Annotated in this window: 14 protein-coding genes; 10 read left to right on the forward strand and 4 right to left on the reverse strand. The window is 50.0% G+C overall.

Translation table 11 applies throughout. The features are described 5' to 3' along the window. Nucleotides 1-178 precede the first annotated feature (178 nt). From JO375_RS05515 to JO375_RS05525, 3 genes are read left to right on the forward strand one after another with little or no spacing between them, the layout of a single operon-like run. A complete protein-coding gene (locus JO375_RS05515; RefSeq protein WP_229523506.1) occupies nt 179-1,192 on the forward strand; it encodes a zinc-dependent alcohol dehydrogenase family protein in 1,014 nt (337 codons plus the stop codon). 29 nt (nt 1,193-1,221) lie between these two features. Further along, nucleotides 1,222-2,379: an SMP-30/gluconolactonase/LRE family protein gene (locus tag JO375_RS05520; protein WP_229523507.1), complete on the forward strand. Its 1,158-nt coding sequence runs from the start codon at nt 1,222-1,224 to the stop codon at nt 2,377-2,379. Between the two features lie 18 nt (nt 2,380-2,397). Continuing rightward, nucleotides 2,398-3,186: an SDR family oxidoreductase gene (locus JO375_RS05525; RefSeq protein WP_229523508.1), complete on the forward strand. Its 789-nt coding sequence runs from the start codon at nt 2,398-2,400 to the stop codon at nt 3,184-3,186. Nucleotides 3,187-3,341: 155 nt separating this feature from the next. Here JO375_RS05525 and JO375_RS05530 read toward each other — a convergent pair whose 3' ends face one another. After that, nucleotides 3,342-4,433 carry a hypothetical protein gene (locus JO375_RS05530; RefSeq protein ID WP_229523509.1) on the reverse strand — a complete coding sequence of 364 codons (1,092 nt, stop codon included), beginning with the start codon at nt 4,431-4,433 and terminating at the stop codon, nt 3,342-3,344. A gap of 149 nt (nt 4,434-4,582) precedes the next feature. On the opposite strand from JO375_RS05530, the gene JO375_RS05535 reads away from it, so the two are divergent. After that, nucleotides 4,583-6,283 (forward strand): glycoside hydrolase family 13 protein, encoded by a 1,701-nt coding sequence (locus tag JO375_RS05535; RefSeq protein WP_229523510.1) that lies wholly within the window; start codon nt 4,583-4,585, stop codon nt 6,281-6,283. Nucleotides 6,284-6,399: 116 nt separating this feature from the next. Here JO375_RS05535 and pdaA read toward each other — a convergent pair whose 3' ends face one another. Beyond that, nucleotides 6,400-7,197, reverse strand: coding sequence for a delta-lactam-biosynthetic de-N-acetylase (gene pdaA, locus JO375_RS05540; RefSeq protein WP_229523511.1), 798 nt, complete (start codon nt 7,195-7,197; stop codon nt 6,400-6,402). A 376-nt stretch (nt 7,198-7,573) separates the two neighbouring features. Further along, nucleotides 7,574-9,376, reverse strand: coding sequence for an alpha-glycosidase (locus tag JO375_RS05545; protein WP_229523512.1), 1,803 nt, complete (start codon nt 9,374-9,376; stop codon nt 7,574-7,576). Between the two features lie 149 nt (nt 9,377-9,525). Here JO375_RS05545 and JO375_RS05550 point away from each other — a divergent pair, with 149 nt between their 5' ends. The 5 genes from JO375_RS05550 to JO375_RS05570 are packed head-to-tail and all read left to right on the forward strand — an operon-like array spanning nt 9,526 to nt 14,048. Continuing rightward, on the forward strand, nt 9,526-10,200 hold the full coding sequence (locus JO375_RS05550; protein WP_229523513.1) for a response regulator transcription factor: 675 nt from the start codon (nt 9,526-9,528) through the stop codon (nt 10,198-10,200). Further along, nucleotides 10,200-11,630, forward strand: a complete 1,431-nt coding sequence (locus JO375_RS05555) for a sensor histidine kinase (protein ID WP_229523514.1) — start codon at nt 10,200-10,202, stop codon at nt 11,628-11,630. Before JO375_RS05550 ends, JO375_RS05555 begins: the two co-directional genes overlap by 1 nt. A 59-nt stretch (nt 11,631-11,689) precedes the next feature. Further along, nucleotides 11,690-12,607, forward strand: coding sequence for an ABC transporter ATP-binding protein (locus tag JO375_RS05560; RefSeq protein WP_229523515.1), 918 nt, complete (start codon nt 11,690-11,692; stop codon nt 12,605-12,607). Next, entirely contained in the window at nt 12,604-13,320 is a 717-nt protein-coding gene (locus JO375_RS05565) for an ABC transporter permease (protein WP_229523516.1), read from the forward strand. Before JO375_RS05560 ends, JO375_RS05565 begins: the two co-directional genes overlap by 4 nt. Continuing rightward, nucleotides 13,320-14,048: an ABC transporter permease gene (locus tag JO375_RS05570; RefSeq protein ID WP_229523517.1), complete on the forward strand. Its 729-nt coding sequence runs from the start codon at nt 13,320-13,322 to the stop codon at nt 14,046-14,048. Before JO375_RS05565 ends, JO375_RS05570 begins: the two co-directional genes overlap by 1 nt. 93 nt (nt 14,049-14,141) lie before the next feature. Here JO375_RS05570 and JO375_RS05575 read toward each other — a convergent pair whose 3' ends face one another. Then, nucleotides 14,142-15,098 (reverse strand): L-lactate dehydrogenase, encoded by a 957-nt coding sequence (locus tag JO375_RS05575; protein WP_229523518.1) that lies wholly within the window; start codon nt 15,096-15,098, stop codon nt 14,142-14,144. A 533-nt stretch (nt 15,099-15,631) separates the two neighbouring features. Here JO375_RS05575 and JO375_RS05580 point away from each other — a divergent pair. Beyond that, the gene (locus tag JO375_RS05580; protein ID WP_229523519.1) at nt 15,632-16,441 is read left to right on the forward strand and encodes a MerR family transcriptional regulator; all 810 of its coding nucleotides are present in this window, start codon (nt 15,632-15,634) and stop codon (nt 16,439-16,441) included. The last annotated feature ends 52 nt before the right edge of the window (nt 16,442-16,493 follow it).

The raw sequence follows: 16,493 nt of genomic DNA on the forward strand, positions 1-16,493 counted from the left end.
TTGGTAAGGAACGTTAAAATAACGGAGGCAGTTTTACGACACGTTTTATTTTTAAAGTAAAGATTGACGTTTTGAAGATAAAAAGATACAGTGTATTATAAAAGAAACGTTGTTTCTAGTATAATACACTGTATCGATACTAGGTAAAAAATTTAACATTGCAGGGAGGACAACCAAAATGAAAGCAGTGCAACTGAAAAACGGTTTTGGCTTTGAAGAATTAACCTTGACGGAACTCGACATACCGATGCCGGGACGGCTGGAAGTTCTGATCCGCATAAGGGCAGCATCTTTAAATTACCGAGATTTGGTAATACTTAATGGAGTAATGCCGATCGGCATTCAATTTCCCTTCATTCCGTTATCCGATGGAGCGGGTGAAATTGTAGCTGTGGGCGAAGGGGTGACAAAATTCCAGGTTGGACAAAGGGTAGCGGCAAATTTACAGCAGAAATTCATTGGCGGCAGCACGAGAGCGGAGGTATTAAAGGACAGTCTGGGAGGGCCGCTCAGCGGAGTGGCGGCTGAATATATCGTTCTACATGAAGAAGGGGTCGTCGCCATTCCGGATCACCTTACTTGGGAGGAGGCTTCCACCTTGCCAATTGCGGCATTAACCGCATGGAGCATGCTGATGGAATCCGGCGGGCTGCGAGCGGGGGATACGGTGCTCTTGCAAGGAACAGGCGGTGTCTCCATCTTTGGGCTTCAATTCTCTCTGATGGCAGGAGCACGGGTAATTATAACATCGAGCAGCAATGACAAGCTGGAGCGGGCAAAAGCTCTCGGCGCATGGCAGACAATCAACTATTCGGAAGTTCCCGAGTGGGATAAGGTGGCTCTGGAACTGACAGGCGGCGGAGTCGACCATGTCCTGGATGTGGGGGGAGCGACAACAATGGCACAATCCATCAATGCACTTCGTACCGGAGGGACTGTGAGCATGATCGGATTCTTATCGGGCTTGACCATTCCTGAGTTCGATGTCACCAGCATTTTGCAGAAGGCTGCGACGATTCGTGGCAGTCAAGTCGGTAACAGGGAACATTTCGAAAACATGAATCGTGCCATTTCCCACCATCAGCTACATCCTGTCATCGACCGGGTATTCCCGCTCAGCCGAATCGGTGAAGCCTTTGCACTTTTGGCTGAAGGAAAACAGTATTTCGGTAAAATCGTCGTTCAAATATAAATATTATTCACATCACATAGGAGGCACTCATGCCCAGTAAACCTGATTTGTCCATCAAAAATTCTCAAGGAAGAAGGAATAAGAAACCGCGTAAATGGGTACGCAGAACCGGATTATCGCTGCTGGCGGTAATCTTTCTGGGAGTGGTTATTTTTATGCTCATCCCTTCCCCTGTCCAGCCTGCAAAATGGCTTGCACCTTCGGCCCCCTCTTTTGAACAAGCGGGTCCATGGCAACAAAATAATAAACTCAGCTCCGCAGAGCTTGTTACAGATGCCCCTAAGTTTCCGGAATTTATCACCTTTGACAAGGAAGGCACTTTATATACGGGAGACTCCGACGGGAAAATTTATAAGGTTGCCTTTGATGGAAAGGGCAATCCGCAAAAGGCCCAGCTATATGCAGATACCAAAGGAACGCCCAATGGACTTATGTTTGACGCAAGTGGAAATCTGATCGTTACGGATGTCCGGAAGGGGCTGCTGTCTGTAGATCCTTCCGGGAACGTGACGGTGTTGGCCGATCAAGTCGACGGCACACCGATCTATTTGGCCAATGAGCTAGATATTGCGAAAGATGGCACTATTTATTTTTCTGACACCTCCAATTATGGCAGAGTGACCTTCAAAGAAATCGCCGAGAACAAGCCACATGGACGTTTGCTGAAATATGATCCGGCGACCAAGCAGACGACAGTTCTGTTGGAAGGCCTTTATTTTGCGAACGGGGTTGCCTTGTCTGCGGACGAAGATTTTGTGCTTGTGGCAGAGTCGTATCACTACCAATTGACCAGATACTGGCTCAAAGGGCCGAAGAAGGGGACTTCGGATATTTTTGCGGAGAATCTCGCCGGTTTTCCGGATAACATTACGCGTGATGATCAAGGCCATTTCTGGGTCGGTCTCTTCACGACACGTATTCCCTTTGTAGATCAGATGCATGGAAGCCCGTGGCTGGCTGGGATGATGGCCAAATTGCCTCAATCGCTGCTCAGCGGTGCAAGCGCACCTGTGAAGCATGGGCTTGCTGTGGAGCTTAATTCGCAGGGGAAACTCATCGGAAGCTGGCATGATCCTGCAGGCTCGCTTTATGGCGTAACTACGGCTGTAAACCATGACGGATATTTATATATAGGCACAGCTCCTGGAGGCAGCCAGGGCGTTCATCGCGTACTTTTAACCAAATAAGCTTGGGGAGGGTTTAACATGATATTGGATGAGTTGGAGTTATCCTGGAAAGGGAAGGAAAGCCTAGCTGGTAAAGTAGCTTTGGTAACAGGCGCAAGCAGCGGCATTGGGGCATCGATTGCAAGAAAACTGGCAAAGCGAGGCGCATATGTAGCTGTATTGGCACGCCGTCAGGAGCGATTGGACGAATTGATTCGCGACTTGCACCAAGAGGAATTGTACGAGGTCATGGCAATACCTGCCGATATCCAAAAAGCTGAAGATGTACAGCAGGCGGTCCATGCCATTCTTGAACACTGGGGGCGGCTTGACATTATTGTTGCCAATGCCGGCTTCGGGTATCGAAGCCCACTGGCAGAAGTGGATCTGGAACGATGGGAGGAGCTTTACAAGACGAATGTGCACGGTCTTGTCCTGACACTGAAGTATGGGCTTCAGCCAATGAGGGAACAGGCCAAGGGGGATGTTGTCATTGTCTCCTCTATTGCAGCGAAGGAAGTGGTTGCCGGAGGAGGACTATACAGCGCTACCAAGTACGGCGTTAGCGCCATAGCCTCCGCGTTGCGTTTGGAGACCAGTACGCAAGGAATTCGTGTAACTGCGATTCACCCCGGGGCGGTGGCGACGGAATTTTCGCAGGTGGCTGGATATCCCGAGCAGGAGATTCGGGCGTTTGCTTCGAGCGTTTTACCGCTGCATCCCGATGATGTTGCAGAAGCTGCCCTTTATGCACTGGAGCAGCCGGAGCATGTCAACATTCCGGAGTTGACCATTATGCCTTCGAGACAGGTCCAACGGTTCAAATAGAGCGGTATCAAGTGTGTTTGGGCAACTAAAGAACAACTATCCATAACCTGCTCAAATAGGCGATCATAATCCAAAAAGCACGAGTTATAGGGGGAAATAACCCTTGAACTCGCGCTTTTTTTACGCTAATGACGAAGGAGTCATCATGAGTATAGCTATAGCGTGATAACATACAGTCCTAGCGGCATGCTGGCACTGCCGGCAACCATAAAGCTGAGGGCATAGCTGGACTTGCCCGGCGGAACGCTGATGTCAGCCAATCTGCATACCTTGGTATTATCTTTCAGCAGCGGGATACCGTATACAAGATTGTCTATGCGTACAGCCCCGGCGAACGCACCCCCACGCGGATTCGCATAAATCCGGACGGTTCGTGCCTTGTCACTGTCATTGACGATGGGAATGGTCGCGTTGTATATAGTGCCGAATTGTCCGCGATTATCAAGTGCAGGGCCCAGCTCGCTGCGTGCCCCGGTAAACAGCAGATCGGCAGGAGTCCCGCCGTCCAGTTTTTTGGTGGCACATGCCCGATAATTGGCGATTTGCCCTACGACATATGCTGGCATCCGCGCATTCGTCTCCGAAAAAGACCACACCCCCCGTGGATGCGCCTGCGGTGGAGGTACGGGCGGAAGCGCGTCTGTATGAATCTGGCGCAGATCGCTCTGCGTGTCCTTGCTGACTACGGTTCGAATGACGTAGTCCAGCGTACCGTGGCCTTCGGCATACTCCACCGTAAAATCATAGGTGAATCCGGCCAGCGATCCTTCCGGCAGCTCGAATTCCTCCAGCAGGGCGGTGCCTCTGTCGAATTTATGATGGTCAACAGGCTTGAGCCGTTTCATCTTCCCGGCCAAACAACTTTTGGCAATGGATTGCCCGACATCTATAATCCAGTTGCCATCCTCAGGCGCAATCTCAAGAGCACGTTCTATATGACGTACCTCCAGTGCAGCATCACTTTTGTTCTCTACCGTAATGCCCAGTTTGACAGTGCTTCCGATTTTGTTGTAATGCCAGCCGAAAATACGATGCTTGACGGTCCGGGTTTTGTTTCGAACCGCATCATGCCACAGGGTGGCTTGCTCGGTAGGTACAGTCGCATGGGTAAGTGTCTCCGGGTTATCGCTGAGCATCAGGCGGCGGATTCCCCCTTCGGTGGCTGATTCTACATCCACATGGATATTTGGCGGGATTACGGCAGACTCTACAATTAGATCCCTGGGCTTCCTGGACCGATGGTTCACATGAATTCCTCCTTTGATTTAGGAATGGCGCTCACTTCTCGTTCATATATATGGGGTGGTTTAATTCCTCTAAACAACCATTCGCGTGGTATTGCATATATGTTAACAGCATAAGCTATGGGAGTACAGAGAAGCTACAGGAGGGAAACATGCTTAAAAAGATATGGTGGAAGGAAGCTGTGGTGTATCAGATATACCCCATCAGCTTTCAGGACTCTGATAGAGACGGAAAAGGAGATTTGTGCGGTATCCTGTCCAGGCTGGATTATCTGTGTGAGCTGGGTATTGATGTGATCTGGATTTGCCCGGTATACAAGTCGCCCAATCACGATAACGGGTACGATATCAGTGATTATTATGCCATTATGGATGAGTTCGGTACGATGGATGACTTTGATGAATTGCTGCGCAAGGCACATGAACGAGGGATCAGAATCATGATGGATCTGGTTTTAAACCACACATCGGATGAGCATCCGTGGTTCACGGAATCACGTTCATCCAAGGATAATCCCAAACGGGATTATTACATATGGCGAGCAGGCAAAAATGGCGGATATCCGAACAATTGGGAATCGTATTTTTCCGGTTCTGTGTGGAAATATGACAAGCTAACAGACGAATATTACATGCATTTATATTCGGAGCACCAGCCGGATTTGAACTGGGAAAATGAAGAGATGGTGGGCGAACTCTATCGCATGGTGGAATGGTGGTTAAAAAAGGGAGTCGATGGCTTTCGTTTTGACGCGATTGCCCATATTGTCAAAGCTGAAGGGCTGCCGGATGCAGATAATCCCGATAAAAGGGAATGGGTACGGGCCTACCAGTTCTTTTCCAATCTGGAACAGGTGCATGACCTTCTGCGCATGCTGAACGAAAAACTGCTGATGCGCTATCCCTTAATGACCGTCGGTGAGACCTCCGGTCTGGGTCCGGAACAGGCACTTGATTATGTGGGGGATCAGCGTCATGAACTGAATATGGTTTTCCAGTTTGAGCATATGTTTATCGATGCTGAAGGTCAAGGGACTGAAAAATGGGACCCCAAGCCGTGGACGCTGGTGGAACTGAAAAAGATTATGACCAATTGGCAGACCGTGCTTCATTTGGAAGGCTGGAACGCCAATTATTTGAATAATCATGATCAGCCGCGTGCTGTGTCCCGTTTTGGGAACGACGGGCAATACCGCGTGGAGTCGGCCAAAATGCTGGCAACCTTCACACATATGCTCGAAGGCACACCTTATATTTTCCAGGGTGAGGAAATTGGCATGACCAATATCACGTACTCGTCGATTGATGATTACCGGGATGTGGAAACGTTAAATTATTATGAGCAGCAGCGGAAGATAGGCAAGCCGGAGGAAGAGATTATGGCGGCGATTTGGAAGAAGAGCAGAGATAATGCGCGCACTCCTATGCAGTGGAATGCGGATCATGCAGCCGGTTTTACCGATGGGGACCCGTGGATAAAAATAAACGATAACTATACGCACATCAACGTGGAAGCGGAAAGAAGCAACCCTGATTCGATTTTCCACTATTACCGTAAGCTGATTGCTCTGCGCAAACAGCATGAGGTCATAGTCTATGGTGAATATAAGCTGCTGCTGCCGCTTGATACGGAGCTGTATGTGTTCACTCGCACGCTGGGACAGGAGTATCTGCTGGTCATTTTGAATTTCTTCGACCGTAATCCGGTGTTTCACTGGCCTGAGGAAGAGGGCTATCCTGCTGATAAAGCAGAGCTGCTCCTGTCTAACTACGAGCCGGTGCCAGGCGAGAATGTCCATGATTTGCAGCTGCGTCCTTATGAAGCAAGGGTGTATAAGCTCACCTTAACATAAGCATCGAATCCGCCTGCGCTCCTTACTCGCAAAAAAAAGCCCGATTCACACGCCCTACTGTAGGCAGGTGTGAATCGGGCTTTTTACTGTTGAAAACTCGTCTTCTAGAGATGTCGCTAGTGGTAATGCTTAACTTTCAGGTCGTTGAGGCTTTTGAACTCATACCCTTGCTTGCGTGCATCGTCGATGATTGAACCCAAGGCCTCAGCATTGTCCTTGGATACGGAATGAAGCAAAATGACTGCTCCAGGATGAAGCTGAGACATGACTTGGCGATAGGCGTAGTCTGTTCCCTGCTGGATATTTGGATCCCAGTCCTTGTAAGCCACAGACCAGAATACACTCGTATATCCTGCTTCCCGGCAGGAGGCTAATGCTTTTTCGCTAAAAATGCCGCGAGGCGGCCGGACATATTTCATTTCTTTTTGGCCGGTTAGCTCTGCGGATGCCTTGAGTACCCGATCCAGCTCGGACCGGATTTCTGCTGAAGAAATGGTACTCATGTCAGGGTGGCTCCACGAGTGGTTCCCGATAATATGGCCCTCACTAGCCATACGGCGCATTAAAGCTGGCTGGTCTTTCACAAAATGCCCGGTTACGAAGAAGGTAGCGGGCACTTTTTTTGCCTTTAGGACATCCAGCACTTTGGACGTATATCCATTCTCATAGCCGTTGTCAAAAGTGAGGAATAATTCTTTCTTCTTAGTATCCCCCAGAAAAATGCCGCCCTGTCTTTCAATCAGGTGCATAAAGCCCTCTTGCGCGATCGAAGGCAGCTCGCCTCCCTTGCTTTTTTTAAACCCAAAATGATAAGGCTGTTCGTCAATCGTTGGAGCGGCTAGCATGGGCTCACCCGTAACTGCTAACATCCCCATAACTGCAACACATAGCCACAGGGCAATGATTCGTTTCATGTCATTTCCTCCGCTTTTCGTCCCATCTGGGGAAGGTGTGTATGCTTCGGCATATCCCCTAGAATCTGCAATACCACGTCTATTTATGCAAAAAGGGTCGCTATTCGAGCTTCGCCAGCCTGCTGGAAAATGAGCTCGGGATAATATGCAATTGGGAGAATCATTGAAACTGATGTCAGACAATCTGCGTCTGTTCAGACTGGACAAGGCGGCAACCTGATTTCTATCAATGCTCCTGAGCCGGTCTTATGCAAAAGTCTCATCATTAACGCACAAAGACCACCAGAATGGACAGCTTTCCTGCTCCTGGTGGTCTTACTTTGTTATGACCGTGCTCGTACAATATTCCTGCCAGTATGTACCTGCACAGGCTTTTTTATGCCTTACTTTCGGCTGTGCCCTTCCCCTTTTGCGCAGGCTTCATGGACCCGGCAGGTGCTGTCTTCAGCACAGCGTAGCCGTAGGGTGAAAGCCTGGCATGCAAGCCCTCCGGTCCAGTGGACCACTGGCTTTCGCCAAAGGCCAATTGCCATTCCTGCTCGGGAATGTCCAGCTCAAAAACGTGCTCCTCACCGGAACGGTTGAGCAGAACAAGCAGCACTTCCTCCTCGCTGCGGCGCTCGTAGGCAAGGGATGAGCCTTCTGGCCGTGCCTCCAGAAACGTAAGGCTTCCCTTACCGCGGAAGGCCGAATGCGCCTTGCGAAGCGCAATCAGTTCGCGATAAAAGTCGAATAGCTCATGATCCTGCTTGTTGGTGTCCCACTCCATGCACTTGCGGCAGCCTGGGTCGGCTTCTCCATCCAGGCCGATCTCATCACCGTAGTAAATGCAGGGCGCGCCCATGTACGTGAATTGGAACATAGCGGCCAGCTGCATCAGCCGCTTATCACCCCCGCACAGCGTCAGCAGGCGCGGCGTATCGTGGCTGTCCAGCAGGTTGAAGGCCACTTCGGATGCCTGCTGCGGATAGCGGGCCAGCTGTTGCCCGATGGCAAAGGCAAAGCTTTGGGCATCAGTCACTTTTTTGACGAAAAAATCATTCACCGCATAGGTGAACGGATAATTCATCGTCGCGTCGAACTGGTCACCCTGAAGCCATTCTGACGATTCATTCCACATTTCGCCCAAAATATACGCATCCGGATTGGCCTGTTTGACCGTCGTACGGAATTCTCGCCAGAAGGCGTGATCCACTTCGTCAGCCACATCGAGCCGCCAGCCATCAATGCCGATCTCCTCGATCCAATACTTTGCCACCCCCAACAGGTACTTTTTGACCTCGGGATATTCGGTGTTCAGCTTGGGCATCATCGGCTCCAGGCCGAATGTATCGTAGGTTGGTGTGCCGTTGACCACTTCGAGCGGGAAGCTATGTACATGGAACCAGTCCTTGTAGGGTGAGGCTTCGCCTTTTTCCAGCACGTCAACGAATGGCTTGAAGGTACGCCCTGAATGGTTGAACACCGCATCGAGCAGTACCCGGATTCCCCGGTCGTGGCAGGCGTTCACCAGTTTTTTTAATATCTCCTTGTCTCCGAAATACGGGTCCACCTCCATATAATCCTCGGTATCATATTTGTGATTTGTTGTCGCCTTGAAGACAGGGTTCAAATACAGTGCGTTAATCCCCAGTTTGCTCAGGTAATCCAGATGATCCAGAATACCCTGCAGATCGCCACCGAAAAAATTGTCTTTTTGCGGCGTGCCGCCCCATGCCTCGGCATCGTTCGGGCTAATGGAAGGGTCTCCGTTGGCAAACCGTTCAGGGAAAATCTGATAAAATACGGCATCTTTTACCCATGCGGGAGGCTTCAAAATATCTATCGGATTCAAGAATGGGTATTGGAACAGATTATCTGCATTTTCAGGCTCCTGGGTCGTAAAATCATTCTCATGCATCCACAGGCGTTCCTCGCCATCTTCCAGCAAAAATCCGTATTTTAACCGGCGATGAGTCGGTTTGACAATGCATTCATAGTAATCAAACCGTCCGTCCGTGGCAAACTTGGACATCGGAACAAGCTGCCGGGTACGGTCCCAGTCGTATTTGTCTACGGTTAGAGCGTGAACGGCAGTCAGGTCATTTTTCTTGGTGCGAAGCCGCAAAAATATCGTTTCATGATCATAACCAAAAGCCCAATTCCGTTTCGGGTGATGGTATATCGCTTCCAGTAGCATGGAATAGCCTCCTTTTTGGCGAGTAAATAAATTTGAAATCGGATCGCGTATGTCGTATAAGGTAGTTATTAACCTTTTTGGTTGGGTTATGTACCATACATGATATAATGCCCATTCCATAAAAGAAAAACGATAAGCAGGTGTCAGATATGAAAACCAATGTACTCTACATTGAAGATGATCAGGATATCGGTGTCTGGACGCATCAGTACCTGGAAGAACACAATTACGCTGTGAAGTGGCTGCGCAGCGGGGAGAAGGCGATGGAAGCAGCACGTTCGTGCCAATTAGTGATTTTGGATGTGATGCTTCCCGGTCTGGATGGTTTCACCATTGGAAAACGGCTCAAAAAAGAATGCCCCGAACTTCCGATTCTTATGCTGTCAGCGCGTACCTCCATTGACGATAAGCTGCAAGGGCTGGATTTTGCCGACGATTATGTGACAAAGCCTTTTCACCCGGATGAGCTTATTGCGCGGATGGAGATTTTGCTGCGCCGATCGGGAGCTGTACCCGAGGAATCCTTACAGCTGGGGCATCTCTCCGTGTTTTCTCCGGATAACCGGATTATGAACCGTGATACCGGGGAAGAGATTACGTTAACAGGCAAGCAATATCATATTTTTGCTTATTTGCTGCGGCATTTGGGCCAGATTATGACGAAGGAGCAAATGTATGAGGCGGTATGGGGAGATCCGTATATTGACGGAGACAAAACCCTGATGGTCCATATTCGGCATCTGCGCGAGAAGCTGGAGCTTGATCCTGCGAATCCCCGAATCATAGAGACAATCCGTGGTGTAGGCTATCGGGTGAAGGCATAATGAACGCGCTGCGTAAAGGTTGGAATAGGCTGCACCGTAGCCCGAGGCCTGGTCAGGGATGGAGATTTCGCAGTTCATTGTTGTTCCGCTATCTGCTCATTATTGTGGTTGCCATGCTGCTGTTGCCTATTGTGTTGCCTGCTACGGTAGTTTTCTATAGTCTGTTGATTAAATGGGAATCGGATCTTAAGCCTAAAAATCCACATTACCCCTCCAGCAGCTTTACTATAAATAGCTGGCATCGCGAAGCCATTGCTTTGAAAGGGGCAGCACCAGAGCAAATATCAGCCCGCCTGCGCCAAATACAGCGAGACACGTTCCCGGATTCACAAATATTCTGGGTGAATGCAGCCGGGAGAACAAGGCTGGAACTACCCGCACAACCGGATGTCCCGAAACAATGGAGCGCATCGCAGGCGATAGCTTTTATGAAGCAAGTAAGCGATGAGGGACCGCTTACGATCGTGGCCTTTATTGGCGGCGGCAAAGACGATATGAACCAGGGCTATATGGTATTAAAAGTGCCCCGTTCCTTTTTTGAGCAGCCGAATACGAATATCAGCATGTTGCTATACAACCTCTTTTTTATTGTATTGGTGCTGGCCGGTTTTATATTCGTGTCTCTTCTATTCTTTGTAGGTATCCGGCGCAGGCTGGTACGGCTCCAGGCGGCCATGTCGCAGCGGGGCGAGGATGGGCTGCCTATTCTTGTGACCACCGGACGGCCGGATGAAATCGGCAAGCTGGAGGAAGCGTTCAATCAGATGGTTGAGCAGTTGGCAGAGAGCCGGGGACGTGAGCGTCAGGAGGAAGAACTGCGCAAAAGGCTGGTTGCCGATCTGTCACACGATATTCGGACGCCGCTTACGGTTGTGCGCAGCCATTTGTACACACTGGATGCGGAAAATCTGAGTGTCAGAGCAAGGCAGTCCATTACGTTAATGGAAAACAAGCTGAAAGACCTCGGCAGTCTGATCGACAATCTGCTCATCTATAATTTACTGTCCAGTGGCAAATACACATTGAATAATGAACCGCGCGATATCCTGCGGCTGGTGCGGGAGTGCGCGGCCAGTTGGTATCCCGTATGGGAGAAGGAAGGCTTTGAAGTAGATATCGACCTGCCTGAGCATAGTATCGTATGGAAGGTCGATGAGCAGGGCTTCCGCCGCTTGCTGGATAATATTTTCCAAAATGTAGTTCGCCACGCCGCTTCAGGCCGCTATATTGGTATTCATATACAGGAGCATCACGGGAAATCGTCATTAGTTATTGCAGATAAGGGGCCTGGCATGGAGTGGCAGTCCAGTGAAAAGGGGACCGGCATTGGGCTGGCGATTACGGAATTGCTGGCTCGGGAAATGAATCTGAAGAGGGATATTGTCAGTTCTTCTGCTGGCACACAAATCCGTTTTTTAAACAAAACTTAAACAAAGGATTCCCTCAGCTTTAAACTTGGTACGCTACGATAGGTATCGAGGTGAGGAACTTGAACGAATCCATTATTGAAACGAAAGGTCTCAGTAAAATATACAAAGGCCGTGTTGCAGTTAATCAATTGGACCTGAAAATAGGACGTGGAGATATTTATGGCTTTCTGGGCCCGAACGGAGCGGGCAAAACGACAACGATCCGAATGCTGCTCGGACTCATTCGCCCGACCCGCGGAACGATTCACATATTCGGACAGGATATTCGCAGACATAAGCTCGATATTTTGCGTAAAGTCGGCTCCTTGGTAGAATATCCTTCGTATTACGGTCATTTGAATGCAGTCGAAAATCTGGAGGCAATTCGCCGCATTTTGAATGTGCCCAAAGCGAACATTGCGGAAGTATTGGAGGTCGTCCGGCTGACCAAGCATGCCAAACGTCCGGTCAAAGGCTACTCGCTGGGAATGAAGCAGAGACTGGGCATTGCAGCTGCGCTGCTGGGGAATCCTGAAGTGCTTATTCTGGATGAGCCTACCAATGGTCTGGACCCGGAGGGCATTCAGGAAATGCGTGAACTGATTCGCTCGATGCCCAAGGAACGGGGGATCACCGTCCTGGTATCCAGCCACTTGCTGAGCGAAATTGAGCAGATGGCCAGTACCGTCGGTATTATCCGTGAAGGAGAACTGGTCTTCCAAAATACAATTCACAATCTCCGTCAGGAATCCTCAGGAGGAATTCGTATCGTAGTATCGGAGCCGGAGGGCGCTCAGCTGATTGCACGTGAGCAGGGGTACCATTCGGTAAAGAACGGGGCTGCGCTTGATTTTGAAAACATGAACGATGCGGCTGTTGCGCTACTGATCAGAAGATTGGTCGAAAACACGCATGCTGTGTATCGTGTGGAGGAACGCCGCAAATCGCTGGAGGATATGTTTATGCAAGTGGTAGGCAAGGGAGGGGGCTCCCTATGATGCTGCGAGCGCTGACTGCGGATCTGCTCAAAGCGCGGAGAAAAGGAATCTGGTTCCTGGTATTCCTGGGTCCCCTGGGGTTGGTGGCGATGCAGGCGCTAAACTTCGGACTCCGCTATGACTATCTGATTCCGCGCAACAAAGGCCGTTTGTGGGAAGCCTTGATGGGCAACATCGCTATGTTTGTTCCCCTTGCGGTGGTGCTGGGGGCCACCATGGTTGCTTCCATGCTGGCGAATGTGGAGCATTCATCCAACTCCTGGAAGCAGCTGCTGGCTTTGCCTATATCGAAATTCAGTGTGTATATGGCAAAGCTGATGTTGGCTATCGGTATGCTGTGCGTATCCTGTCTGCTCCTGACGATTGGAGCGTGGGGGCTGGGAATGCTCCTTGGCTTTGGGGGAGAGCCAGTACCGGTAGGCGAATTGCTGCGGATCGGGTTTTGGCCCCTGAGCGGCGCGTTGCCCATACTCGTACTGCTGTTGTGGCTAACAGTCACGTTCCAAAATCAGGCGCTGCCTGTAACACTGGGCATTACGCTGGGCATCGGCAGCATGTTTGCCTCACAGCTGTCTGAATGGTTTCCGCTAGCTTGGCCGCAATTCGCATGGATTGCGCCGCATGCGTGGGTATTTGCGTCCGTCGGATGTGGGACGGGAATTCTTCTCAGCCTGCTGACAGCGGCCCATTTTAGCCGAAAGGATGTGGCGTAATGTTCGGAGGATATATACGGCTGCTTGCTGTCGAACGGATAAAAATGGCTAAATCGCCCGTCTGGCTGCTTGTGCTCATCAGCCCGGCGGTTGCCGTTCTGATTGGTCTGCTGGCAAACCCCGCAGGAAATTGGGTGGCGCTGTTGTCCGCCATGCTTATAATACATGCGCTGCTATTCATGCCGATGCTGACCGCCGTGTTTGCATCCCTGGTCTGCCGATTCGAGCATGGAGGCGGCGGCTGGAAGCAGCTGTTGTCACTGCCATTATCCCGCACCAGTCTGTACGCAGCCAAGCTGACGATCATCATGGCCTTGGTCGGATTGACCCAGCTCTTGTTCGGGGCGTCGCTGCTGGGTATTGGAGCGATGCGGGACATGAGCGGACCGATTCCTTGGACCGTGATTGTCCAAAGTCTGCTCGCAGGCTGGGCGGCCTGTCTGCCGATGGCTGCGCTGCAGCTCATGGTGTCCTTCCTGTGGTCCAGCTTTGCCGCGCCGCTTGCTTTGAATTTTGTCTTCACTGTACCGAATATGCTGATCGCCAACTCCCAGACATACGCTCCATACTATCCGTGGGTACAGCCTTTACTTGCGATGATGCCGAGCGGAAGAGACAGCTTTGGAGCGTTCGTGGTGCCAACGGGGACACTAATGACCGTTGTACTGGGGAGCTTTGTTGTGTTTGCATTGGCGGGTCTGGCGGCATTTCGTTATAAAGAGATATAGAAAAAGCTTCTTGCGCCGATTTAATCGGTACAAGGAGCTTTTTTGGATGTGCTGCTCGCTGTTGCTCCAACATCTAAAGGCAACTTCTGTTGATTACACGAGGCCAGGCATGGCACGAATATTATTGCTGATGAGGCGGCAGGAGGCATCGAATTTGATCTGCTCCTCTGGATTTAGCTCCAGTTCGATGATCTCCTGAATTCCTCCGCGGCCGATGATCGCTGGCACGCCTGTGCAGACATCGGTATGTCCATACTCGCCATCCAATACGGCAGAAACCGCAATAATTTTACCGTCATCATTCAAAATGGAACGGGTAATGTAGGCCAGTGCATTGGCAATCCCAAAATAAGTGGCGCCTTTGCGGGTGAAGATTTCCCAGCCTGCATCCTTCGTTTTGCGGGCAATGTCCTCCAGATCTACGTGGCTGAATCGCTCTTTATGCTGACGCAAAATGTGCAAGAGCGGTTTTCCGCCAATCGTGACGTGTGACCAGGCAACGAATTGCGAATCGCCATGTTCGCCAAGGGCATATCCATGCACGCTGCGGGGATCGATGGAAAATACTTCGGAAAGCAGCGTCTTGAGGCGGGATGAGTCAATAGAGGTGCCTGTGCCGATCACCTTGTTGCGCGGCAGACCGAAAATACTCTGCACCAGATAGGTCACGATATCGACAGGATTAGCTGCAATGACGAAAATACCATCGAAACCATTCTCCATAATGGCTGTTACAATCTCCCGAGTGATAATCACTGCGTTATCCAACACCGACAGGCGGTCGTGTCCCTGCTTCGGATTGGCCCCTGCTGTTATAATTACAACATCCATATCTGTGCAATCTGCATACGTTCCCGCATGTACCTTAGTACGTGTGGACGTAAAATCCATACAATGAGATAGATCGAGCGCATGTGCCAAGGCCCGGTCATATGTGCGGTCGATCATCACGATTTCGTCACAAATAGACTGATTGACCATAGAGTAGGCACAGCTCGAACCGACCATTCCCGCACCAACAATCGCTACTTTCCTCGCCTTCCCCTTCATTGATGCTTCCTCCTCGTTCCAGTGAACGTTAATATGCTATAGATAATGTTTGAAATCCATCTTACGTTACATAACATAACATGTTGCTCGTTTTTTGAAAATATCCATTGTGTTGCCTTTATGCCGAATAATTTAAAAACAAGTGTAAATAAAGCTGTTTTTTAGGATAAGACAAGGGATGAATGTAAAATAATCGTTGTTTTAAATGGAAAAAGAATAGTGTGGTTCCATCTTATCGTTAGAAAACATCTATGTGAGCTAAGGAAAATATAAAATAAATGTCAAAAAACATTACATTAGAATGCCGGAAGTATTACATTTATGTGAAGCTTTGGAAAGGGTCTAATATTTACGAAACAGCAGCATCTTTAGGCATGTCGTTTCTTGCATTTTTTTTGAATTTTGGGTGATGACAAAGGTTCCTAGCAGTCTGCAATATTAGAACTTTTTTGCCAAAGGGTTTCCAGTTGATTTCGCGAAATGTACATATACAAGCTTATTTCTTTCCATACCATCCGGGGAGGTAATGAATAATGGAAGAAAGCAGATCGACGATGGAAGCAGCCAAAATGTTGGGGATCGGGGCAAGTACCCTTCGTAAATATGCGGCAGCACTGGAGGAGCAGGGATATGTGTTTCAGCGTTCTGCGAACCAGTCGAGAATGTTCAGTCTGGAAGATGTAGAGTGCTTCACGATCATGCGAAGAGCGCTGCGTGAAGAGCATATGACGATGGATCAGGCAGTACAGGCGGTGCTTGAGCGAGTAACCGCACCATGCGGAGGCGAGGAGGAAATCTGCTTGCCGCCCGTCTCGGATGCGGAGTCGCTGGCTGCGACCTGGCAGGAAATATTGGCGGCATCTGGAGGTAGGGATGTGCCTGTGAACCTGGCGGAGGCCGCTGCTGCTGCGGAGTTCGCAGGCTTGCAGGAGAAGCAGGAACGTTCAGAGGAACCAGTGCGGCTGCAGCCACAGGGGCCGTATCAGTCGTTGGCGTCAACTATTGAGCACAGGCTGGAACAAGCACCTGTATCGGTACAAACACAGGAACCTATTAAGCCGCAAGACTTGATGCAGATGCAGGATATGATGCAAAGCGCTTTGCTGGAGATCCGAAGTCGCTTAGATGAGCTGGAAGCAGAGCATAGTCGTTTGGTGGCCCAAAATATGAGCCTGTCTAACCAACTGGAGGACCAAAAACGCTGGATGAAGGAACGGGCCGACGAGGAACGGGATCGAAAGTTAATTACCAATTTGAGGACCTATCAGGGCAGGCAGCGTAAATCCCGAGGCTCACTGCTGTCCTGGCTTGGCTTAGCGCCGCGCAGACGTAGAGAGGCATAGCTAACTTTTCATCATTCGGACAAGACCATTAAACCTTCCCGGTTCTGGTGGT

Source organism: Paenibacillus farraposensis (genome assembly GCF_020736845.1).
Lineage (GTDB): Bacteria > Bacillota > Bacilli > Paenibacillales > Paenibacillaceae > Paenibacillus > Paenibacillus farraposensis.